Origin of the sequence: Rhodoferax sp. UBA5149, from assembly GCF_002413825.1 — a bacterium.
GTDB lineage: Bacteria > Pseudomonadota > Gammaproteobacteria > Burkholderiales > Burkholderiaceae_C > Rhodoferax.
The window spans coordinates 1-22952 of the sequence record NZ_DHXT01000081.1 but is presented as its reverse complement, the minus strand read 5'-3'; the positions used below and the strand labels follow the sequence as shown (position 1 = coordinate 22952).

At 62.0% G+C, this 22952-nt stretch carries 19 protein-coding genes; 8 read left to right on the top strand and 11 right to left on the bottom strand.

Translation table 11 applies throughout. The features are described from left to right. On the bottom strand, nt 1-1208 hold a 1208-nt coding region (gene bioA, locus B3V69_RS06875), incomplete at its 3' end, for an adenosylmethionine--8-amino-7-oxononanoate transaminase (protein ID WP_296445034.1). Between the two features lie 20 nt (nt 1209-1228). Between bioA and B3V69_RS06870 the strand changes: the two genes are divergently transcribed. After that, nucleotides 1229-1387, top strand: coding sequence for a hypothetical protein (locus tag B3V69_RS06870; RefSeq protein ID WP_296445027.1), 159 nt, complete (start codon nt 1229-1231; stop codon nt 1385-1387). 125 nt (nt 1388-1512) lie between these two features. Beyond that, nucleotides 1513-3369: a chorismate-binding protein gene (locus tag B3V69_RS06865; RefSeq protein ID WP_296445024.1), complete on the top strand. Its 1857-nt coding sequence runs from the start codon at nt 1513-1515 to the stop codon at nt 3367-3369. Nucleotides 3370-3372: 3 nt separating this feature from the next. Here B3V69_RS06865 and nadB read toward each other — a convergent pair whose 3' ends face one another. From nadB to B3V69_RS06850, 3 genes are all read right to left on the bottom strand, one after another. Beyond that, entirely contained in the window at nt 3373-4962 is a 1590-nt protein-coding gene (nadB, locus tag B3V69_RS06860; protein ID WP_296445022.1) for an L-aspartate oxidase, read from the bottom strand. A gap of 100 nt (nt 4963-5062) precedes the next feature. Next, nucleotides 5063-5911 (bottom strand): segregation and condensation protein A, encoded by an 849-nt coding sequence (locus tag B3V69_RS06855; protein ID WP_414707481.1) that lies wholly within the window; start codon nt 5909-5911, stop codon nt 5063-5065. Between the two features lie 70 nt (nt 5912-5981). Next, entirely contained in the window at nt 5982-6191 is a 210-nt protein-coding gene (locus tag B3V69_RS06850) for a DUF3460 family protein (RefSeq protein WP_296445018.1), read from the bottom strand. A 114-nt stretch (nt 6192-6305) separates the two neighbouring features. Between B3V69_RS06850 and hyfB the strand changes: the two genes are divergently transcribed. The 6 genes from hyfB to B3V69_RS06820 all read left to right on the top strand — a co-directional run bounded on the left by hyfB (nt 6306) and on the right by B3V69_RS06820 (nt 13543). After that, nucleotides 6306-8330 (top strand): hydrogenase 4 subunit B, encoded by a 2025-nt coding sequence (gene hyfB / locus B3V69_RS06845; RefSeq protein WP_296445016.1) that lies wholly within the window; start codon nt 6306-6308, stop codon nt 8328-8330. Nucleotides 8331-8412: 82 nt separating this feature from the next. Continuing rightward, nucleotides 8413-9363 carry a respiratory chain complex I subunit 1 family protein gene (locus B3V69_RS06840; protein WP_296445014.1) on the top strand — a complete coding sequence of 317 codons (951 nt, stop codon included), beginning with the start codon at nt 8413-8415 and terminating at the stop codon, nt 9361-9363. Next, nucleotides 9360-10019, top strand: a complete 660-nt coding sequence (locus tag B3V69_RS06835; RefSeq protein WP_296445013.1) for a formate hydrogenlyase — start codon at nt 9360-9362, stop codon at nt 10017-10019. The genes B3V69_RS06840 and B3V69_RS06835 overlap by 4 nt, the downstream gene beginning before the upstream one ends. A 2-nt stretch (nt 10020-10021) precedes the next feature. After that, nucleotides 10022-11476, top strand: a complete 1455-nt coding sequence (locus tag B3V69_RS06830; protein WP_296445011.1) for a hydrogenase 4 subunit F — start codon at nt 10022-10024, stop codon at nt 11474-11476. Nucleotides 11477-11516: 40 nt separating this feature from the next. Next, nucleotides 11517-13031, top strand: coding sequence for an NADH-quinone oxidoreductase subunit C (locus B3V69_RS06825; RefSeq protein WP_296445032.1), 1515 nt, complete (start codon nt 11517-11519; stop codon nt 13029-13031). Continuing rightward, complete coding sequence (locus B3V69_RS06820) at nt 13031-13543, top strand: NADH-quinone oxidoreductase subunit B family protein (protein WP_296445030.1); 513 nt, start codon at nt 13031-13033, stop codon at nt 13541-13543. The genes B3V69_RS06825 and B3V69_RS06820 overlap by 1 nt, the downstream gene beginning before the upstream one ends. A 5-nt stretch (nt 13544-13548) precedes the next feature. On the opposite strand, the gene B3V69_RS06815 is transcribed toward B3V69_RS06820, so the two are convergent. From B3V69_RS06815 to metG, 7 genes are all read right to left on the bottom strand, one after another. Continuing rightward, complete coding sequence (locus B3V69_RS06815; RefSeq protein ID WP_296445009.1) at nt 13549-14298, bottom strand: NADH:ubiquinone oxidoreductase; 750 nt, start codon at nt 14296-14298, stop codon at nt 13549-13551. An 8-nt stretch (nt 14299-14306) separates the two neighbouring features. Next, nucleotides 14307-15788, bottom strand: a complete 1482-nt coding sequence (locus tag B3V69_RS06810) for an NADH-quinone oxidoreductase subunit C (protein ID WP_296445007.1) — start codon at nt 15786-15788, stop codon at nt 14307-14309. Further along, a complete protein-coding gene (locus tag B3V69_RS06805) occupies nt 15788-17236 on the bottom strand; it encodes a complex I subunit 5 family protein (RefSeq protein ID WP_296445005.1) in 1449 nt (482 codons plus the stop codon). Before B3V69_RS06805 ends, B3V69_RS06810 begins: the two co-directional genes overlap by 1 nt. Further along, nucleotides 17233-17844, bottom strand: a complete 612-nt coding sequence (locus B3V69_RS06800; RefSeq protein ID WP_296445003.1) for a hypothetical protein — start codon at nt 17842-17844, stop codon at nt 17233-17235. The genes B3V69_RS06805 and B3V69_RS06800 overlap by 4 nt, the downstream gene beginning before the upstream one ends. After that, nucleotides 17841-18767 (bottom strand): respiratory chain complex I subunit 1 family protein, encoded by a 927-nt coding sequence (locus B3V69_RS06795; protein WP_296445001.1) that lies wholly within the window; start codon nt 18765-18767, stop codon nt 17841-17843. Before B3V69_RS06795 ends, B3V69_RS06800 begins: the two co-directional genes overlap by 4 nt. Beyond that, nucleotides 18764-20770 (bottom strand): proton-conducting transporter membrane subunit, encoded by a 2007-nt coding sequence (locus B3V69_RS06790; protein WP_296445000.1) that lies wholly within the window; start codon nt 20768-20770, stop codon nt 18764-18766. Before B3V69_RS06790 ends, B3V69_RS06795 begins: the two co-directional genes overlap by 4 nt. Before the next feature lie 262 nt (nt 20771-21032). After that, the coding region (gene metG, locus B3V69_RS06785) for a methionine--tRNA ligase (RefSeq protein WP_296444998.1) at nt 21033-22952 on the bottom strand (1920 nt) is incomplete at its 5' end.

Sequence of the window (22952 nt, the reverse complement as noted above, 5' to 3'; positions counted from 1 at the left end):
CCAATGGGGCGCAGCAGCAGGCCGCGCGCCATCGCATGGTGGTGGTAGCGGCGCGCGAAATGGGGCAGGGTGGTCTCGACGTCCCAGGCCCAGATCATGCCCAGACGGCGCGCATGGCGCACCCGTGGGTGGTGCGTGAGCGGCGCGAGGGCTGCATCGAGCGTGCGGGCCAGCACGGTATTGCGCGCCAGCACGTCCTGCTGCTCAAATATTTCCAGCGTTGCCAGCGCGGCGCGACAGGCCAGCGGGTTACCGGTGTAGGAATGCGAATGCAGAAAGCCGCGCGCCATCTCGTCATCGTAAAAGGCCTCAAACACCGTGTCCGTGGTCAACACCGCCGACAGCGGCAAGGTGCCGCCCGTCAGGCCTTTGGACAGGCAGATGAAGTCGGGCCGGATACCGGCTTGCTGGTGCGCGAACATGGTGCCGGTGCGGCCAAAGCCGGTGGCGATTTCGTCCACCACCAGGTGCACCTGGTAGCGGTCGCATAGCGCGCGCGCCAAGCGCAGGTACTCGGCGTCGTACATGACCATGCCGGCGGCGCATTGCACCATGGGCTCGACGATCAGCGCCGCCGTCTCTGCATGGTGCTCGGCCAGCCAGGACGCCAGTGACGCGGCGCAACGCCGGGCGACATCGGCGGCGTTTTCGCCGGTTTGGGCGCTACGCGCGTCGGGGCTGGGAACGGTGGCGGCCAGGCGCAGTAGCGGCGCATAGGCTTCGCGGAAGATCGCGATGTCGGTCACCGCCAGGGCGCCCACGGTTTCGCCGTGGTAGCCGTCGGCCAAGCCGATGAAGCGGCACTTGGCGGGCTGGCCGCTGTTGCGCCAGAAATGCGCGCTCATCTTGAGCGCAATCTCGGTCGCCGAGGCGCCGTCGCTGCCATAGAAGGCATGGCCCAGGCCTGTCAATGCGGCCAGACGTTCGGACAGTTCCACCACCGGTGCGTGGGTGAAGCCGGCCAGCATCACATGGTCCAGCCGGTCCAGCTGGTCGACCAATGCGGCCTTGATATGCGGATGGCTGTGGCCGAACAGGTTGACCCACCAGGAGCTGATGCCGTCGAGGTAGCGCTTGTCATCCACGTCATACAGCCAGGCACCTTGCGCGCGCCCGATGGCGATCGGCGGCGTGCCTTCGTGCAGCTTCATCTGCGTGCAGGGATGCCATACGCTGCGCAGGCTGCGTAGCGCCAGCGACGCGGCCATCACGGGCATGGCGTCAAGCCGTGACGGCGCCTGCCGATCTGAGCGTCGCCGTGCTTGAGTTTGCAAAGGTGGATTGGCAGCTTGTGAGGGATGTTGGCCATGTTGAGCAGGTTTTCAGCGGTGACGCACAAGTCTTGCTCGTGCATTTCGCCATGGAAAATGACGATCTGTTGAAATGAATTATTAATTATAGCGACGCAGGGCACAGAGGTCGCGCTCAGCGAAGTCTATCGTGTTTCAGAAACGGACAATTGATTTGCTCTCTACAATGCGGGCTCCTTTCCAACAGCCCCGGAGCGCTGCCGTGCGCGCCTTCATCGACTTCCCAGATCCTTCGCCGGGCGACACCGGCCTCACCACGCCGGCCCGCTGGCAGGTGCGGTTTGCAGACCCCATTCTGCTGCTCACGGCCTGGCATCTGGATGAGGTGCAAGACCTGCTGCGACAGGTACAGGTACAGGCGCAGGCCGGTCACTGGTGCGTGGGCGAGCTGGCGTATGAGGCCGCCAGCGCTTTTGATGCGGCCCTGGTGACCCACAGTGGGCGTCCGGGCTGGCCTCTGGCACGCTTTGCCGTGTACGCCGATGCACTGCCGTGGCTGCAGAGCCCTGCGGATGAGGCTTCCCCTTCCTCGGTGGGTGCGCCTTTGCAATCGCTTTCTGAATGGGTATTGGGCACGTCCTACCCGAACTACGCCGCCCGGGTGCAGCGCGCCCGCGATGCCATGGCGGCGGGCGAGTGCTACCAGGTCAACCTCACCGAAGCCCTGCAGGCCCAATTTTCGGGTGCTGACGCGACGCAGGTGGCGGCCTGGTTTGCCCGCTTGCGCACGGCCCAGCCCGGCGGTTACCAGGCTTGGCTGGACTGGTCGGACTCGGATGGGCAGCAGATACTGAGCCTGTCGCCCGAACTGTTCTTTGACTGGCGCCCGGACGGCGCCGAGGGCGTGCTGACCTGCCAGCCCATGAAGGGCACGGCGCCTCGCCATGCCGACCCGCTGTGCGATGCGCAAGCCCGCGAACAGCTGCGCAATAGCGAGAAGGAGCGGGCCGAGAACGTGATGATCGTGGACCTGCTGCGCAACGACATGGGGCGTATTGCCCAGCCGGGCAGCGTGCAGGTGCGCCAGCTGTTTGAAGTGCAGGCCCTGCCCACGGTCTGGCAGATGACCTCAACCATCACGGCGCGCACCCGCCCGGGCATCGGCCTGTCCGATCTGTTTCGGGCTTTGTTCCCCTGCGGCTCGGTGACCGGTGCCCCCAAGGCACGCGCCATGCACTGGATTCGCGAGCTGGAGCCGAGTCCGCGCGGCGTTTACTGCGGCGCCGTGGGCGTGGTGCGCCCCGGCGGCGCGGCCACTTTCAATGTGCCGATTCGCACCGTGGCGCTGGAACGCGAGCCCGCCGCGCCCGGCGTGACGGCCCCAGCGCCCTGGCGGGCTCATTTCGGCGTCGGCAGTGCCGTGACCTTTTATGCCGAACCGCAGGCCGAATGGCAAGAGCTGGCGGCTAAAACACGCTTTCTTGAACGCGCCGCGCGTGGCTTCGAACTGCTGGAGACTTTGCGCCTGGAAGACGGCCACTATGAACTGCTGCCGGAACATCTGTCACGCATGGCGGCCAGCGCCGCCTACTTCGGCTTTGTCTGGCGGCCGGATGCCGTGCAGGACTGTCTGCAAGCGCTGGCGCGCGGGCACGAGCGGGGCAGCTACCGGGTGCGGCTGACCTGTTCGCCGGCAGGGCAGCCAACGGTGCAGGCTTTCGCGCTGGAGCCAAGCCAGCAGCCGGTGATCTTTAACCTGAGCGAGCTTGCCATCGAGTCCATGGGCCGTGAGCATGAGTTCGTGGTCCACAAGACGACGCGGCGCGAGCACTACGAGATGCGACTGCGGTCAGAGCCCGGCGTGTTTGACACCTTGTTGCACAACGAACGCGGCGAGCTCACCGAGTTCACCCGTGGCAATGTGGCGCTCAAGATTGGCGGCCGGTGGCTGACGCCGGCCCTGCACTGCGGCTTGCTGGCCGGAACCTGTCGCGCCGATCTGCTGGCGCGCGGCCAGATCACCGAGGCGGTGCTGGACTTGGCCGATTTGCGGCGTGCCGACGAGGTGGCCTTTTTCAACAGCGTGCGCGGTTGGCTGCGCGCGCAACTCGCGCCCTGAAGACTAGGGCTGGGGCACCAAAATGGTGGGTAAGGCGACGGCGGCGAGTTCAGGGTAGTCGCGGCTGAAATGCAGGCCACGGCTCTCATGACGGGCCTGGGCGCTACGCACGATGAGGTCCGCCACTTGCACTAGATTGCGCAGCTCCAGCAGGTCGCGCGTCACATGAAAATGGGCGTAGAACTCCTGGATTTCATCCTGCAGCAGGGCGATGCGGTGGGCGGCGCGCTCGAGCCGCTTGTTGGTGCGCACAATGCCCACGTAGTCCCACATGAAGCGGCGCAACTCATCCCAGTTGTGCGAGATCACCACGGCTTCGTCCGCATCGGTCACGCGGCTGTCGTCCCAGGCCGGCAGCGCGGGCGTCCGCGCCGCTGGGGCCTGGGAAATGGCCTGCGCCGTGGCCTGCGCAAAGACCATGCATTCCACCAGCGAATTGCTGGCCAGCCGGTTGGCGCCGTGCAGGCCGGTGCAGGCGGTTTCACCGATGGCGTACAAACCGCCCACGTCGGTGTGTCCCATCAGATCGGTGAGTACCCCGCCACAGGTGTAATGGGCGGCGGGCACGACGGGAATGGGTTGTTTGGAGATGTCGATGCCCAGTTCCAGGCAGCGCGCGTAGATGTTGGGAAAATGTTCTTTCAGGAAAGCCAGCGGCTGGTGCGAAATGTCGAGGTAGACGCAGTCCAGTCCGCCCTTTTTCATCTCGAAGTCGATGGCGCGGGCCACCACGTCGCGCGGCGCCAGTTCGGCGCGTGCGTCGTGCTGCGGCATGAAGCGTGTGCCGTCGGGCAGCAGTAAACGACCGCCTTCGCCGCGCACCGCTTCACTGATCAGGAATGATTTGGCATGCGGGTGGTACAGGCAGGTGGGGTGAAACTGGATGAACTCCATGTTCTGCACGCGGCAACCGGCGCGCCAGGCGGCGGCAATGCCGTCGCCGGTGGCGGTGTCGGGGTTGGTGGTGTAGAGGTACACCTTGCCGGCGCCGCCGGTGGCCAGAATGGTGTGGGGGGCCTGGAAGGTGAGCACTTCGTCAGTGGCTTCGTCCAGCGCGTACAGGCCCAGACAATGCTTGTTGGGCAGGCCCAGCTTGGTGCTGGTGATCAGGTCCACCAAGGTGTGGTTTTCGAACAGGGTGATGTTGGGCGTCTGGCGCACGCGCTCGATCAGGGTGCGCTGCACGGCCGCGCCCGTGGCATCGGTCACATGCACAATGCGCCGCGCGCTGTGGCCGCCTTCGCGGGTCAGGTGCAACTGACCGGCTTCTTCGGAAAAGGGCACGCCCATGGCTTGCAGCCAGGCGATGGCCCGGGGTGCCTGTTCCACCACGAAACGGGTGGCGGCCAGGTCGCACAGACCGGCGCCAGCCACCAGCGTATCGTCCACGTGGGCATCAAAACTGTCGTCCTTGCTCCAGACCGCGGCAATGCCGCCCTGGGCCCAGCCGCTGGAGCCCTCATGCACCGCGCGTTTGGTGATCACGGCCACGCGTCGATTCGGTGCCAGCAGCAAGGCGGCGCTCAGTCCGGCCAGGCCGCTGCCGACAATCAGCACGTCAAATTGGAGGGTAGTAGCAGTAGTAGGTGTCATTGCGTTTTCAATTCAATGCGAGATTAGGCGCATCGACGTAGGCAGTGCTTTAGCACGACAAGGCGGGGCAACGACATATCGCCTTGAAGTGGAAATGCAATCATGCGGGTGAGTAGGCCAGGCGGACGTAGATCGGGGCAAATACTTCGGCCTGGGTGATTTCAATCAGGGTTTCCTTGGCGAGTTCGAGCAGGGCGATGAAGGTGACGACCAATACCGGCGTGCCTTTGGTGGCGTCAAACAACTCCTCAAATTCGACAAAGCGGCGACCCTGAAGTTTTTTGAGCACCATGCTCATGTGTTCGCGCACCGATAGTTCTTCGCGTGTGATCTTGTGGTGCTGTACCAGTTTGGCACGCTTCAGGATGTCTTGCCAGGCTTCCTGCAGATCGACCACGTTGACGTCCGGGAAGCGCGGCTGCAGCGACTGCTCAATAAACACCTGGGCTTTCAGGAAGTCGCGGCCAAACTGGGGCACGGCGTTGAGCTTGGCACCGGCCAGCTTCATGCGCTCGTATTCGAGCAAACGGCGGACCAGCTCGGCGCGAGGGTCTTCCGCTTCTTGCCCTTCAGCCACCTTCTTGGGCGGCAGCAACATGCGCGACTTGATCTCAATCAACATAGCTGCCATTAGCAGGTATTCGGCCGCCAGCTCCAGGTTGCGACCGCGAATTTCATCGACATACACCAGGTATTGGCGCGTCACCCCGGCCATGGGGATGTCCAGAATGTTGAAATTCTGCTTGCGGATCAGGTACAGCAACAGGTCCAGCGGACCTTCAAAAGCTTCCAGGAAGACTTCCAGCGCATCCGGCGGAATGTACAAATCGCGCGGCATGGCAAACAGCGGCTCGCCGTACAGACGGGCCACCGCCACGTGGTCCACCACCTCCGGCATACCGGGTGAATCGGGCGTGCTGCGGATGATCAGCTCGGCGCTGTCAGCCATGCTGGACATCAATTTGCTATCAAATAAATAGCTTCTAGCGCCCTATTTACGGGGACTAGAAGCTATTTTATTATTGACTGGCGTTGGTCTGATAGACGTAAGGCTTCTGCTCAACTTCCGCTTCCCGGTACTCGCTCCAGGCGCTGCGGTCAACCGCTTTGTCCCACAGCAGTTCGCGGCCCTGGCGCTGCTTGGCCTCCAGTGCCGGGTTTTTGACTTTCAGCTGAGCGATGAACTGGGTCACGTCAGACAGGTACTTGGGGCGGTAGAAAATATTCATGAACTTAACCTCTTTGTCGTATTTTAGCGAGGTCGGCGTGGCCTGTGGCGCCGTGCGACAGCGAGTACCATCAGTTACATGTGCGTTCGAATCTGTTTTTTTTATTGACGCTGAATGAACGGTTTTCCCCATCCCGCAACGTGGGTCCATCTGGACTGGGTCCTGGTGGTTGTGGTCGCCTGGCTGATGGCCGGCGTATTGGGTGTCTTTGCCCTTCGAAATTTCAAGTTGGTGGCTGCCGTCTTGTTTCCGGTGAGTGGCTTCTTCTCGCTCGTGTTGCTGGGTGTCGCGTTGGGCGCCGCGGCAAGCGGGCCGGAGGTGGCGGTGCTGCCCTTGGGGCTGCCCCAATTGCCCTTCCACCTGCGCCTGGACAGTTTGTCAGCCTTCTTCCTGATGGTGATTGGCGGTGTATCGGCTGGCGTGTCGGCCTTTGCGGCCGGTTATTTTCGCAAGGGTGAGGGAACGCCCCCCGGTTTGATCTGTCTGGAATACCACGTTTTTCTGGCCAGCATTGCCATGGTCGTGATCGCTGACGATGCCTACGTCTTCATGGTGGTCTGGGAGACCATGGCTTTTTCGTCATTTTTCCTGGTCATGGCGAACCACCGCATTCCCGAAATCCGCTTTGCTGGCTACCTCTACATGCTGGTGGCGCATATTGGCGCTTTAGGCATTCTGCTGTGTTTTGGTGTTTTACAGGCCAACACCGGCGACTACACCTTCGCCGCCATGCGCGCCCAGCACCTGTCACCATTCTGGGGTTCCGTCGCGTTTGTTCTGGCTGTTTTCGGCTTTGGCGCCAAGGCTGGCCTGTTGCCATTGCACGCCTGGTTGCCCGAGGCGCATCCCGCTGCACCGTCCCCTTTTTCTGCCTTGATGAGCGGCGTGATGCTGAAAATCGCGTTGTATGGCGTGTTGCGGGTGTCGTTTGATCTGTTGCAAACCCGTATCTGGTGGTGGGGCGTGCTGCTGATGGTGATGGGTCTGACCACCGCCCTGTTTGGCGTCGTTTTTTCCACCGTGCAAGTGGAAATGAAGCGCTTGCTGGCCTATTCCTCGATTGAAAACGTAGGTTTGATGTGTGCTGGTTTCGGTTTGTCCCTGCTGTTCTCCGCCTACGGCATGAAAGCACTGGCAGCTTTGGCCATGACGGCAGCCCTGTACCACCTGGTGAGCCACGCCTTCTTTAAAAGTCTGCTGTTTTGCAGCACCGGTGCCGTGCTGCATGCCACCGGCGAGCGCAGCCTGGGCAAGCTGGGTGGCCTGATTCGCTACATGCCCTGGGTGGCCTGGCCAAGTCTGATCGGTGCCTTGGCCTGTGCCGGGTTACCACCATTTGGGGGGTTTGTGGCCGAGTGGCTGCTGTTGCAGAGCTTTCTGTTCACCAACGGGCTGCCCAGTTCGTTTCTCAACATGCTGGTGCCCGTGCTGGCCGCGCTGATTGCACTGATTGCCGCGCTGTCCGGCTTCACCATGGTCAAGTTCTACGGCGTCATTTTTCTGGGCCAACCGCGTGAGGAAAAATTGTCTCATGCGCATGATGCCGACTTGTGGGAACGCGTTGGCATGCTCTGGCTGGCGGCCGGTTGCGTCGCGCTGGGCTTGCTGCCCAACCAGGTGATTTCGCTGATCGATCCCGTGACCCGTCTGCTGGTCTCTGACGGCATGGCGCAATCGGTTGCGGCCAGCGGCTGGTTGCTGGTGCCGGTGAGCATCGAGCGCGCGAGTTACGCCCCGGCCATCTTCCTGCTCGGTGTAGCCGCCTGTTGTGTGGTGGCTTACCTGCTCGTTCGCAGACTGTACAGCGGCCGCACACGCCGCGCGCCGCCCTGGGACTGCGGCTATCCGTGGCAAAGCGCCCGCATGCAGGACACGGCGGAAGGTTTTGGACAACCCATCCGGCAAATCTTCGAGCCCATGTTTCGCATGAAGCGCGAACTGCCCACGCCATTCGATGCGCAGCCGCACTACCGTGTGACGGTGGAGGACCCGCTGTGGTACTGGCTCTACCTGCCAGTGGCGGTGATGGTCGAGCGCTGCTCGAAACTGATCGGGCTGTTGCAGCAAGGGCGCATCGCGGTCTATTTGATGTACAGCTTTGTGACCCTGATCGTGGTGCTGCTGGTGGTGAAGCAATGAGCGCAGCGCAGAACCGCTTCAAGCAAGCGAAAGCCCCCTCGGGGGGCAGGGAGGACATGCATTGCCGAGCGTGGGGGGTGTCATGAGCCTGCTCGGCCTGCTGTCTCAGTTGCTGGCGATTGTGATGGCGCTGGTGCTGGCGCCACTGCTTTCGGGCTGGGTGAACCAATGGCGCGCCCGACTGCAGAACAAGTCAGCACCTGGGTTGCTGCAGCCCTACCGGGTCCTGCACAAGTTGTTCAACAAGGAATCGGTGCTGGCCGAGCACGCTTCGCCCCTGTTTCGCATGGCGCCCTACATTGTCTTCGGCTGCATGTTGCTGGCCACGGCCATCATTCCGACCTTGTCGACGGACCTGCCTTTGTCGCCCGCGGCAGACGCCATCGCGTTGGTCGGCTTGTTCGCGCTGGCGCGAGTGTTCATCTCTTTGGCGGCGATGGATGTCGGCACGGCCTTTGGCACGCTCGGTGCGCGGCGCGAAATGCTGGTTGGCTTTCTGGCCGAACCGGCGTTGCTGATGGTGCTGTTTTGTGCCTCCATGATTTCCCGCTCGACCGCTCTCACCACCATCGTCGAAAGGCTGGGGCATCGGGAGCTTGCGATCTACCCCAGCCTGCTGGTGGCCGGTGTGGCGTTCACCATGGTGGCGCTGGCCGAGAACGCACGGGTACCGGTGGACAACCCGGAAACCCATCTGGAACTCACCATGATTCACGAGGCCTTGATCCTGGAATATTCGGGGCGCCACCTGGCGCTGCTCGAATGGGCGGCCAGTCTGAAACTGTTTGCCTATTCCTGCGTCGGACTGGCGCTGTTTTTTCCCTGGGGGGTGGCAGCAGCCCATGCACCGCTCGCGCTGCTGCTGGCGCTGCCGGTCCTCGTCGTCAAGCTGGCGGTGGGCGGCGTTTTGCTGGCGTGCATTGAGGCGCTCAGCGCGAAGATGCGCATCTTCCGGGTGCCGGAGTTTCTCGCCACCGCCTTCATGTTGGCGGTGATTGGCTTGCTGGTCAATATCTTGCTGGGGGTGTCATGATCAAATTCGTGCCGCAGTTGATCAACCTGTTTGCGACCCTGATTCTGATGCTGTCGTTTGCCATGATCTCGCAGCGACGCATCGTTTCCCTGATCAATCTTTTCACCCTGCAGGGTGCCGCCCTGGTGGCGGCGTCCATCCTGCTCGGCTACGCAACCGATCAGCCGGATCTTTATGTGTCAGCGGGTTTGACCCTGGCGCTCAAAGTCATTTTGATTCCCTGGATGTTGCACCGTGTCATCCGGCGCCTGAACGTGCGCTGGGATGTGGAAACGCTGATCAACATCCCGACCACCATGCTGGTGGGTATTGCGCTGGTGATCTTTTCCTTCAGTCTGGCCTTGCCGATCTCGCGTCTGTCTTCCTCCATGGCGGGCGGCTCGCTCGGCATTGCGTTGGCCTGCGTGCTGCTCGCCTTCATGATGATGATCACCCGCTCCAAGGCCGTGCCGCAGGTGATCGGGTTTCTTTCGATGGAAAACGGGCTGATTTTTGCCGCCACCACGGTCACCAGTGGCATGCCCATGATTGTCGAATTTGGCATTGCACTGGATGTGCTGGTCGGCGTTTTGATTTTGGGTGTGTTCATGTTCCAGATTCGCGAAAAATTCGACAGCCTGGACATTCACAACCTCGAAGCGCTCAAGGAAGACTGACCGTGCCCGCATTGTTTTTTGTTCTGGGTATCCCGCTGGCTGGCAGTCTCGTTCTGGCTTTTATCGGTCATCGCGATGTCGCACGAAATTTCAATGTTGCCTTCAGCCTGGGGACCTTCATCGCTGCCTGTTTCCTCACGGCGCAAGTCATTGCCGATGGACCGGTTTTTGTCTGGGATAAACAATTCTTCATTGATCCGTTGAATGTGTTTCTGGTCACCCTGACGGCCTTCGTCGGACTCACCACCGCCATCTTTTCCCGGCCCTATATGCGGGTCGAGCAAGACCGCGGCAAGATGACGCCACCTCGCATGCGCCTGTACCACGGCATGTACCAGTTGTTCAGCTTCACCATGTTGCTGGCGCTGACCACCAATAACCTGGGCATCTTGTGGGTGTCGATGGAAGCCGCCACGCTGACCACCGTGCTGCTGGTCAGCGTGTACCGCACGGCGGCCAGCCTGGAGGCCGCCTGGAAATATTTCATTCTGTGTGGGGTGGGCATTGCCCAGGCGCTGTTCGGCACCGTCTTGCTTTACATGGCCGCTGAAAAAGTGCTGGGCCCGCAAGGGGCCACGCTGCTGTGGACCAATCTGGATGCCATCAAGACCCAGCTGGACCCGGCCATCGTCACGCTCGCCTTTGCTTTTCTGTTCATCGGTTACGGCACCAAGGTCGGTATGGTGCCCTTGCACAGCTGGTTGCCCGATGCCCACGCGGAAGGTCCGACCCCGGTGTCCGCCGTGCTCTCCGGCCTGCTGCTCAACGTTGCCATGTATGCCGTGCTGCGCTGCAAGGTGCTCACCGACGGCGCCCTGCAGGGACCCCTGACGAGTCAACTGATGATGGGTTTTGGCCTGTTGTCGGTGGTGGTGGCTTCGTTCTTTCTGTCGCGCCAGAAAGATGTCAAGCGCATGTTTTCTTACTCATCGATAGAGCACATGGGCCTGATCACCTTTGCTTTCGGCATGGGCGGCCCCATCGCCAATTTTGCCGGCTTGTTGCACATGACGGTGCATTCGCTCATCAAGTCGGCCATTTTTTATACGGTAGGCCACGCGACGCAAAAAGCCGGAACCCAGGTCATGAGTGAGATTCACGGTCTCATCAAGGTCAATCCGACCGTGGGCTGGGGCCTGATGCTGGGCGTGATGGCGATTCTGGGGATGCCACCGTTTGGCGTGTTTGCCAGCGAGTTTCTCATCCTCACCACGGCGATGCGCGAACAAGCCTGGGCCACGCCTTTTTTGTTTCTCGCGCTCGGGGTCGCTTTCGCATCGGTTCTGGTCCGGGTGCTGCCCATGGTTTTTGGCGAGACCAAGCTCTTTCCGCTGGCCCATCCACCCGCTTTGGTGCCGGTGTTTGTTCACCTCGGTTTGGGTTTGGTGCTGGGTTTGTACATTCCGCCTTACCTCAATACCTGGTACGTGCAGGCGGCTCGCATGTTGGGAGGCTGACTTGACAAAGATTTCCGGCTTGGATGTCGATCTGCAACGCATGGTGGCGCCGGTGCCGATCTGGCGCTCACGCGTGACGGTTGATGATTGGCTGACCGCGGCCGTCGCGGTGCGCGAGGTCGGTGGGCGATTGCTGGCGTTATGGGGCGGCGCACCAGCAGAGGGGGCCTCGGTGTGTGCGGCCTATGTCACGCTGGACGGTTTGCTCTGGCTGGAACTACCGCTGCACGGTGGCCAGACCGCCTACCCGGACCTGGTGCCTGTCTTTCCAGCGGCCGCCAGAATGCAGCGGGCGGCCGCCGAGTTGTCGGGCCTGCATGCCGAGGGCGCCAAAGACCAGCGTCCGTGGCTCAATCATGGCGCCTGGCCCGTGGATTATTTTCCCTTGCGTCACGACACCGACACCGCGCCAGCATTTGCTGACGCCCCGTTGCAAGACTACGCTTTTGTGCACGTCGAAGGGGATGGCGTGCATGAGATCGCGGTGGGCCCGGTGCATGCCGGCGTGATCGAGCCCGGGCATTTTCGTTTTTCAGTCGTCGGTGAAAAGGTTTTACGCCTGGAGCAGCGACTCGGTTACACCCACAAAGGCATTGAGCAGCGCATGACACAACTCCCCCCGATGCAGGCATACCGTCTTGCCGGGCGGGTATCGGGCGATTCCACCGTGGCTTATGCCTGGGCTTACTGCATGGCGTTGGAATCGGCGGCCACGTGCGAGCTGGCGCCACGGGCGGCGTGCTTGCGCGCGCTGATGCTGGAGCGCGAACGGGTCGCCAACCACCTGGGCGACCTGGGTGCGCTGGGCAATGACGCCGCATTTGCTTTTGGCCTGGCCCAGTTCTCGCGCCTGCGCGAAGATTGGCTGCGCCTGTCCCGCGATGCATTTGGGCATCGTTTGATGATGGACTGCGTGGTGCCCGGTGGTGTGGCTGGCGATATTGATCCTGGCCAGATCGACCGACTGCGTCGGCAATGTGATGACGTGGCGCGCGAAGTGAAGACCCTGCACGCGGTGTACGACGAGCATGCGGGTTTGCAAGACCGTTTCATGACCACCGGGCGGGTCAGCCCGGCGCTGGCGGCGCAATTGGGACTGACGGGTCTGGCCGGGCGGGCCAGTGGCCAGGCGTGGGACCTGCGTTGCGATCATCCCTGGCCGCCCTATGACCTCTTGCAGGTGAAAATGGCGACCCACCGCAACGGCGATGTGGCCGCTCGGGTGGCGATGCGGTTTGAGGAAGTACTGGAATCGCTGCGACTGATACGGGAAATCCTTGAGAAGCTTCCTGCGGGCCCGGTCCGCCAGGCGCTTGGTTTGCCCGATCACGCCACGCGCGGTGCGGGATGGGTAGAAGGCTGGCGTGGCGAGCTATTTGTGGCGCTTGAGCTTGATGATGCAGCAAGCCAGCACCGCATTCGGCGCTGCCATTGCCACGACCCCTCCTGGCAGAACTGGCCGGTACTGGAGCACGCGGTGATCGGCAATATCGTCCCCGATTTCCCGCTCATCAACAAATCGTTCAACCTCAGCTACTCGGGGCAGGATTTATGATTTGGAAAATAGTCAAACAAATTGCCAAAAACGGCATTCGAACCGAACCCGCACCGTATGACAGGGATGCCGTGCGGACTGAGGCCGGGCGCATCCAGGCTGATGTGCTGGACATTCTGGGCCAGGCCCTGAGCATTCGCATGGTGGATGCCGGGTCGTGCAACGGCTGCGAACTGGAGATCAACGCACTGGGCAATCCCTACTACAACATCGAGGGTCTGGGCATCAAGTTCGTGGCCAGTCCGCGCCACGCCGACATGCTGCTGGTGACCGGGCCGGTATCGCGCAATATGGTGACCGCCTTGCGGCGCACTTTTGATGCCACACCCGAACCGAGGCTGGTGGTGGCGGTAGGGGACTGTGGCTGCGACGGCGGCATTTTTGGTGAGAGCTATGCCAGCTGCGGACGGGTCGCCAACGTGATACCGGTGGATGTCGTGGTGCCGGGCTGTCCGCCGCCGCCAATCGAGATTTTGCGCGGCATCCTGGCGGCCGTACGCCGGCGCGCCTGACCGTATCAGCTGGGGATGCCCAGCAGGTCCAGCACGCCGCAAACAAATGTCAGGGGATGCGGCGGGCAGCCGGGAATATAGAGCGCGGGCTTGAACCGCTCCAGAAAGCTGCGATCAATACCGTCGCAGTCCTCGAACGGACTTCCGGATATCGCGCAGGCGCCGACGGCAATCACCAGCTTGGGCTCGGGCATGGCGTCCCAACAAATCTGCAAGGCTTGGGTCATGTTGCGCGTGATCGGCCCCGTCAAGACCAGACCGTCCGCGTGCCGGGGCGATGCCACGATATCGATTCCGTAACGGCCGATGTCAAAGTTGACGTTGCTCAAGGCGTTCACCTCCAACTCGCAGCCATTGCAGCCACCAGCCGAGACCGAACGCAGTTTGAGGGAACGCCCAAATCGCTTGTGCAGGGCAGCCGATACCTTGATCGGATCAATGTCCGGGTGCGATTCACCCACCCACAAGGCATCACGCGCCGTGGAGGCCAGCCGGAAATCGTTGTTGAACGAGAGTTTGGCACTGGGGCAGACCGGCTCACAATCGCCACACAGCACGCAGCGCCCGAGGTCGAGCCGGATCGGGTCGAGTGCGATGGCCGCGGTGGGACAGGCTGCCAGGCAAGCCGTGCAAGCGCTCTCGCAGGCGGCGTTGCCAATGACCGGCTTGCCGCGAAAGCCCGCCGGCTTGGCCTGGCGCGGATCTTTGATGTACTGCGTCCCCTGGGACACCCTGACGGCGATGGATTTAAGCATGGTGTGACTTACAGATCGTTTCCACAGTAGGAAAGATCAAAGCTCTTGTTGCAGATGGGGAAGTCCGAAATCTCATTGTCTCTGACGGCCAGCGCCAGACCAAACCAGTTCTGCAGCGAGGGGTCCTGAACCTTGTAATGCCGCAACTGTCCCTGCGCCGAGGTCTCCACGACCTGAACCACCGCACCACGGGAACCTTCGCGCAATGACACACACAGCATGTTGGGACGCAGTGTTGGCTCAAGCTTGCCATTCGGGGCGCACAGGTCAAGCGTGCTGTTGCCCAGCAGGTTCATCAGCCAGGCAACGGACGCGTCGATTTCTCGCATGCGCAGTTTCATCCTGGCCCAGCAGTCGCCGGTGGTTTCGGTCAGCTGTCCAATGGGCCATGCGTCGTGCAGGCGACCCGGCAGACGGGTGCGGGCATCGATGGCGACGCCACTGGCGCGCGCCACCAGGCCAAGCAGCCCAAGCTCCTGCGCCGCCTGGAGGCTGACAGTACCGGTGCCCTGAAACCGGGCTTGCACGCTGCGGGCACTGAGCATCAAGGCGTTGACTTCTGCAATGTCTTTGGCAAATGCGGCCAGGGTCTGCACCAAGTCCCGGCGCAGTGTCTCCGTCAGGCCAAATCGGACACCCCCCGGGCGCAGCCAACCGCGCCCGAAGCGGCTGCCGCAGACGCGCATGGAGGCGTTGATGATCGCCGTGCGCAAACGACCATAGCTGGCCCCGCCTTGCAGGAAGGCAATGTCGGTGGCCAGGCCGGTCAGGGCGGCGAGATGCATCGCCACCCGCTCCAGCTCCAAAGCAGCGCCCCGTACCAGCTCGGCCTCCACGCGCACCGGCGTGCCCGACAGCGCTTCCATGGCCGCGCAGTAGGCCCAGGCGTAGGCAATGCAGGAGTCGCCGCAGATCGACTCGACGGTGGAAGTCAGTGCCATGGGGGGGCGGCGCAGCAGCAAGGATTCGACCCCGCGATGCTGGTAACCCAGCTGAATTTCGAGGTGGTGGACCTGCTCTCCCAGGCACATGAAACGGAAATGCCCGGGCTCAATCACGCTGGCATGAATGGGCCCTACGCCGACTTCGTGAACCTCCCGTCCGCGCACCATGAAGAACGGATGCTCGGCCATGTGCTGCTGGCGCGCCCCTTCATAGCGCACGGGCTTGAGCCACGGGTGGTGATCCGGGGTGATGCCCGTTTGTTCCCACAGTTCGCGCTCGAATATTTGCGCTGCGGGATGCTGGAGCGTGAGCGACGGGTACCGTTCGTCGCGCTGCGCGCGCGCCCGCAAAATGCCAAGCTGGCCCTCCTTGGGCTGTAATACAGCCGTCAGCACCACGGCGTCGCCGGCATCGGGTCGGCCGAACAAGGTGATCAGCCGCTCCCCGGCGCTGAGGCGTTCGCTGCAAAGCTGTGCAAATTGCTGCAGGTCGGTTTGAGCGACGTCGCGCACATCGAGCAGGCGCAAGGGTTCGATCACTTTCATCATCGACCCCCGATGGACTCGGCCACCGACAGCAGCAACCTGCTGACGGGTTCGGGGGTGTAGGCCCCCAGCATGATCAAGATGCCCACAAAACCAAATTTTGGCAAGGTCGTCAATAGCGATTCCGTGACGGGGGGACCACTGCGGTTTGACGGCCCCCACAACATGGGAAAGACGGAGCGCCCGGTGGCGACAAAGATGATCGTCAACATGCTGCACATCACGGTGAATGCCATCAGGTTGCCGACCTGCACGATGCCCGAGAGAATGAGCATTTCGGCCAGAAAACTGGCAAAAGGCGGAAAGCCCAACAAGGCAAAAATGCCAATCGCGAACAGAAAGCCGGAGAATGGCAGAACCTTGATCACGCCGCTCAAGGCCGCGACTTCGTTGGTGCCGTAGACCGCACGCAGGCGCCCGGCCGTGAGAAACAGCAGTGCCTTGACGAAAGCATTGCTGACGACATACAGCACCACACCATAGGCGGCCGCCTTGCCCACCGACAGGCCGATGGCAATCACGCCGGAAGAGCTGACACAGGCATAGGCGATCAGGCGTTTGTAGCTGCGCGCCGCCATCATTTGAACGGCGGCCACGATCAGTGACAGATAGCCCATGACCAGCAGTTCCTGCGAGACGAAGCCCGCATCATGGCCCTGAAAGACCTGCAACACCCGGAACATCGCCACCACGCTGATGTTGAATTGCGCGGCCGCCAGCAGCGCGCTGGTGCTCGTGGGTGCCGCCTCATAGGTTTCCGGCAACCAGCCGTACAGGGGGGCCAGTCCGATTTTGCTGCCCAGCCCGAACAGCATGAGGGCGAGGCCCAGACGTTGCCAGCTGTCAGCCGTTGACGAGAGAGCCAGCCCGAGTTGGTCGACGTTGAAGCTGATCTCAATGCCGCGCAAATGGGCTGACTGGGTCAGGCACATGAAGCCCAGAAAGGTGATGGCCAGGGACATCGATGAGTAGAGCATGTAACGCCAGGCCACCCGCCGGGGGGTCCTCGAATCGCCACGCGCCACCAGCGGTGCTGCGCACAGGGTGCTGGCCTCGATAAAGGCCCACAGCATGAGCAGGTTGTTTGACATCACGCCCAGGTTCAGGACCACCATGAACACCAGAGAGAGGGCCGCGCGCGACCGTATGTCTTTCGCCAGTGCCTCGGAGGTATGTTCCCTGGAGTACAGGTAGACGCTGATACCGAGGAACACGGTATTGATCAGCACCACGAACAACAGGGAGGTCGCGTCCAGCACAAAGTAGCGCTGCACGAAGTAGCGGGGTAGCTCGGCCAGCGGGATCGTCATGAAGATGCTCACGGACAAGAGCCAACCGAGCAGCGCCACGCCCACCAGGGCCGGGGACACCCACGTTCTTGGGGCTGATGCGGTTTCACTGGTCTGCAGTGGCGTGTCTGGCACGTCGGGTGATGTGAGCGCACTCATGCAATTTCCTTCACTTGTTCTTGCCCGGTCAGCGGGGCGGGTGCGTGGTGTCCAACCAGCCAATTTCCAACCGCGAAGGTGAGGATGTACACGGCACTCAACGCACCATGCACCGGCAGCGGCCACGGCTCGGGCATCAAGGCTTCAAACAGGGCCAGCGCGTTTTCCATAAAGAGCAAGGCGACCAGCTGGGCCGTCGGCGCATCGTTGGTTGACAGGATGAGCAGGGCGATCATGACCGTTGCGGCGATGACGCCGAGCGTGAGCGCGCGGGCGTCCGTTCTGGAGCCGTCACCAAACTTGAACGCCAGAATGATCAAGGCGATCGCCACACCCCAGGCAAAGAGGTTGGAGGGCATCAAGTCGAGATGCGCCTGTGTCTGCCGGGCAAGGGTGCGGCGCAACAACAGGGGGACCAGCCAGGCGCGCACGGCGATGGTCTCAAGCCCTGCGCCCAGGGTATGGAGCGAGAGCTCACCGCGCAGGCTTAAGGTGGTCCATCCAAGTGCCAAAGCCTGCAAACACAGCCATAGTGGCGCCGCCTGAATTTTTCCGAAAAAGACCGGTATGACCGTGGCAATCAAAAAGAGAATCAGTGGCGTGTTCATGGCAAACTCGCTCCCCACCCCACGGCCGCCAGACACAGGATGGCGGCCACCGTGGCGACCAACAGGTAACGCGGAACCCAGCGCATGGGCAGCCGTGCCGTCAGGGATTCGACACATCCCACCGATACGGCCACCGCCGCCATCAGGGCCAGCGACAGGAGCGTGCACGCCAGGGGCGAGGTCAAGGGGTCGAGCGGGTTGAGCAGGGCGGCGATCAGGCCGGCATACAGCGTCATTTTCAGCGCGGCGGCGTATTGCATGGCGGCAAGTTCGGGTCCGCTGTGGTCGAGAATCATCACTTCATGAATCATGGTCAATTCCAGGTGGGTCAGCGGGTCATCCACCGGCACCCGGGCCGCTTCGGTCTGCAACAGAATGAAAAGCGTCACCACGGCGGGCGCCACCAGCCAGGCAAAATGCCGCGTTTCATGCAGCGTGCCGATCAGGCCAGCAAAGCTGGTTTGCCCGGTGGCGACGCTCGCCGCCCCAATCACCAGAAACAGCGCAGGCTCGGCGTAGCTTGAGAAGGACGCTTCGCGCGCTGCGCCCATGCCCTCGAAGGCGCTTCCCACGTCCATCGCCGACATCATCAGAACGATGCGCGCCAGGCCCAAGGTGTAGGCAAAGACGATGAAATCATGCTCGAACTGCAGCGGCGCGAACTTGCCGAGCACGGGCGCGATCATGGCGGCCAACAGGCACGACGCCAGCACGATATAGGCACCCGCGCGAAACAAGGGGCTGGCGGCCGTGCTGTAGACCGGGCGCTTGCCCAACAAGCGTTTCAGGTCCGAGGCTGACTGCAGCAGACGCGGCCCCTTGCGTCCTGCCCACCAGGACTTGGTCCGGTTCACCAGACCGATCAACAGAATAGGCATGCCGAGCACGATCAACAAATGCACCAAGGCAAGCGGGGTGTTCATGGCAGTGCTCCTTCTGCCAGAAGCACCAGGGCGGCGATCGTCACCAGGGCTGCCAGGCCTGCCGCGAAGGCGATGCGGGGATCGTCTTCGTGCAGTTGCTCTGACAGACTGGCGGCCGATTCGTCGCCGTGGGCGATGACCGAGAACAGGCGCCGCTCAACCGCATCCACGCAATCCGTGATCACATAGCTGTCACTGGGGAAGTAGCCCTTGGCAGCCTTTTTCCGCTGCAGCAGAACCATCAGGCTGCGAAAATGCCCGGCAAAGTCCGACGAAAAACTAGCGCCCGTGTATTGCATGCGCGCATTGGGTGCGCCATAGCCGCAGCCCCAGGTGACGTTGTGCGCTGGCGCCTGGTGCCAAACCTTGGAGCGCAGCCAGAGGATCGCCGCCATGAAAAGCACCAGTGCGCCAGAGATCATGCCGACACGTGTCAGGGTGTCCGTGACGGCTTGCAGGTGGACGGTTGCGGACGCCCCCGGCATCGCGGCCATGAAGAGCCCGGTCGGACCCGCGACCAACATGAAGCCCAGCACCGGCGCGACCCCGAGCACGATGGTACCGACGGCGTGAACGCCCATGGGTAGCAACATCCAGCCATTCGCCTCCGAACCCGGGGGCAGGCTGGTGTCGCGTGACGTGCCCTGAAAAATCACGCCAAAGGCGCGCGTGATGCTCAAGGCCGAGACGGCTCCGACAAAGGCCAGCACGGCAGCGGTGACACTCAGCGCGAGCTTGGCCCATACCTCGATCGGGGCGTTGCTGAACAAGCCGGAGTAAATGACGAACTCGCTGGCGAAACCGTTGAACGGGGGCAAGGCCGAAATGGCAACACCACCAATGACAAAACATAAAGCGGTCCATGGCATCAGGCGGGCGAGACCACCGAGCCGTTCCATGTCGATGCTGTGCTTGGCCCGGTAGACTGCCCCGGCCGTGTAGAACAGCTGACATTTGAAGAATGCGTGGTTGAGCACGTGCAGCAGGCCGCCTGCAAAGCCCAGCGCCACGAGGGCCGGAATACCCCAGGTCAGGCCCAGACAACCGACACCAAAGCCGATCCCGGCAATGCCCACGTTCTCGGTCGATGAGTAGCCTAGCAGCCGCTTCAGGTCTCGTTGACCCACCGTATACAAGCCGCCCACCAAGGCCGAGCAGGCGGAAAAGGCGATCAGGAACCAGCCCATCCATTCATCGGGCTTGCCCGTCAGCAGCACGAAGCGAACCAAGGCATACAAGCCCGCCTTGTGAATGACGCCCGACATCAGCGCCGAGACATGGGCCGGGGCCGCCGCATGCGCACGCGGCAGCCAGGAGTGGAAAGGGAAGAAGGCGGATTTCAGGCCAAAGCTGGTGACCAGCAGCAGAAACACGACATTGCGCGTGGTGCCCGGATTCTGCCGCAGCCAAGCCCCAAAGTCACTCAGGTACCAGGAGCCCGAGTGCGTGTAAAGAATCATCACCGCCGCCACCAGGAAGATCAGTCCGATATGGGTTGAGACCAGGTAGTTGAAGCCCGCAAAACGCACCTTTTGATTCGTGTAGTCCCAGATCACGAGCAGCCAGGCGGCAAGCGCTGCGATTTCCCATCCGAGCAGAAAGATCAGCGCATGTTCGCCCGTGTAGACCAGTATGAAAGACACGGAGGTCAGATTGAGCAAGGCGTAGTGCACGCCCAAATGCCGTGGGCCCTTGAAAAAAGGCCGCATGTAGCCGACGGCGTACAGGCTGCCCAGCAGCGTCATCGGCAGGGACCAGATCAGAAAAAAAGCGCCCAGCGCGTCCAGCCGCATGCGAAACACACCGACCGGGTAGGCCCAGGCCAGTTCGCCTGTGATCTCGGGTGCGCCGAACAGGACCGGTAGCACGGCGGCCCCCACCAACATTGTGGCCAGGGCTTGTGAGCCCAGTCCCAAGCCGGCACGGATGGCGTTGCTCACGGGCAAAAGACAAAGCGCTGCACCCAGCAGCAAGATGAAAGCGCCCCCAATGAGGTGGCTCATCGCAGGGGCGCCGACTCATGGCATGAGTCGATCAACTTGAGACGAATAACGGGAAAGAAAAAATACATCGGGGCTCCGCAAGTGACTTGAACAACGAGTGATCAAGTCGACTTGGGGGGCCCGCAGTGTCGCAGTCGCGTAATGAACAGGCGCCGCTTGGACAAGGGGGAGGGCGCTTGCTGAATGAAGTCCATGAGGGGGCGAAGTTTACACCCGGACCGAAAATATACCGTGCTGGTCGGGCGTTACAGCGTCCGGCCTTTTACCTCACCCGAAGGCCCGGTTGCGCGCCGGCGGTGGGCTCCAGCACGTAAATGCCGGGCTGGGCTTTTTCGTTGCCGTGGCCGGCCGCCAGCACCATGCCTTCGCTGATGCCGAACTTCATCTTGCGCGGTGCCAGGTTGGCAACCATCACCGTGAGCTTGCCGATCAGGTCGGCGGGCTGGTAGGCGCTGGCAATGCCGCTGAAGACGTTGCGCATTTTGCCTTCACCCACGTCCAGCGTCAGGCGCAGCAGCTTGGTGGAACCCGCCACCGCTTCGCAATTCACGATTTTGGCGATTCGCAAATCAATCTTCGTGAAGTCGTCGATGCTGATGGCGGGGGCGATCGCCTCGCCCCCAGGCGCTATTGATTCAGTAGCTGGTGGCGCTTGTTCGACGGGGGCTGGAGCCTCAAACAGTGCTTCAAGCTGCTTGATATCGACGCGCTGCATCAGGTGTTTGTAGTCGCCAATGCGGTGGCCCGCGCCCAAGGCCTGGCTGGCGCTGCCAAACGTCAGCGGAGCGATGCCGAGGAAGGACTCCACCTGCGCCGCCAGCGCGGGCAGCACCGGTTTGAGGTAGGCCGTGAGCACCGCGAAGGCTTCCATGCACACCGTGCACACATCGTGCAAACGGGCGTCCATGCCCTCTTGCTTGGCCAGTTCCCACGGCTTGTTGGCATCCACGTATTCGTTCACGCGATCCGCCAGCAGCATGGTCTCTCTGAGCGCCTTGGCAAACTCGCGGCTCTCATACAGTTGCTCGATGCTGGCGCGCTCAACGCGAAGTTGACTGAGCAGCGCCGCACCGTCTGCGGAGATGGCGCCCAGCTGGCCGTCAAAGCGCTTGGCAATAAAGCCCGCGGCGCGTGACGCAATGTTGATGTACTTTCCCACCAGATCGCTGTTGACCCGCGCCATGAAATCTTCCGGGCTGAACTCCACGTCTTCGTTGCGGGCGTTCAGCTTGGCGGCGATGTAGTAGCGCAGCCATTCGGGGTTCATGCCCAGGCTCAGGTACTTGAGCGGGTCCAGGCCGGTGCCGCGGCTCTTGCTCATCTTCTCGGCGTTCACGGTCAAAAAGCCGTGCACAAAGATCGCGTTGGGCGTCTTGCGGCCGCTGAAATGCAGCATCGCCGGCCAGAACAAGGTGTGGAAGGTGATGATGTCCTTGCCGATGAAGTGGTACTGCTCGGTTGAAGGGTCGGCCATGAAGGCGTCATATTGCTGCGAACCCAGTGCCGCGTCACCGGCGAGCTTGATGAAACGGTTTTTGAGGGACGCCAGGTAGCCGATGGGCGCATCCAGCCAGACATAAAAGTACTTGCCCGGTGCATCGGGAATTTCGATGCCGAAGTAGGGCGCGTCGCGGCTGATGTCCCAGTCGCCCAGGTCGCGCTTGCCCTCTTCGTCGGGCGTCAGCCACTCCTTGATCTTGTTGTAGACCTCGCTTTGCAGATGAGATTGGCCGTTGCCGTTAGTGCCCTGCGTCCACTGCTCCAGAAACGCCACGCAACGCGGGTCAGACAGCTTGAAGAAATAGTGCTCCGAATTGCGCAACACCGGCGTCACGCCCGACAAGGCCGAGTACGGATTCTTCAGCTCGGTCGGGCTGTACACCGCGCCGCAGTTTTCACAGTTGTCGCCGTACTGGTCTTTGGCACCGCACTTGGGGCATTCGCCCTTGATGAAGCGGTCCGGCAGAAACATGTTCTTTGCGGTGTCAAAGAACTGCTCGATCACGCGCGTGGTGATGAGCCCGGCGGCTCTCAGGTCGCGGTAAATTTGCTGCGCCAGTTCATGGTTTTCCGGGCCGTCGGTGGAATGCCAGTTGTCAAAGCCGATGTGAAAACCGTCCAGGTAAGGCTTGCGGCCAGCGGCGATGTCGGCCACGAACTGCTGCGGGGTTTTGCCCGCTTT